Genomic DNA, 371 nt, shown 5'->3' with positions numbered 1-371 from the left:
CACAGTTCCACGAGGAGAGTCATGCCTTACACAGTAGCGCGCCCACGGGCGTGGATAGCCGGCCTGCTAGCAGCATTGCCACTGGCAGTGTCCGGTTGCGGCGAGGAGCCAATCTCAGTGTCAATGGTTGGATACAACCACACCGATGTAGGCATCTACKCGTTCGAGGTCGACGGGCATGGCGGACCGAATATCGGGGCGCACAAGGGCGGTGGAAAGTTCACGTGCTGCGTCACGGTGCCACGGGTCTACAAGCCTGGCATGACGGCGAAGGTCAGGTGGCTCCATCGCATCGACGATGTTCCGCAGGAGCGGATTGTCCCTGTGCCCCCCTACCGCCCTGAAGACGTGGGGCTTCTGACTCTCCATTT

The 371-nt window shown here is 61.1% G+C and carries 1 protein-coding gene; it reads left to right on the top strand.

Translation table 11 applies throughout. The features are described 5' to 3' along the window. Positions 1-21: 21 nt before the first annotated feature. Positions 22-371, top strand: a 350-nt coding sequence (locus tag AC1EJR_RS27370) for a DUF3304 domain-containing protein (RefSeq protein WP_477147864.1), incomplete at its 3' end; no start/stop codon positions are given.

The sequence above is a fragment of the Cupriavidus sp. 05T42 genome, from assembly GCF_056396345.1.
Note: the sequence above shows the minus strand (reverse complement) of the source record. Positions and strands in the feature narration are given on the sequence as shown.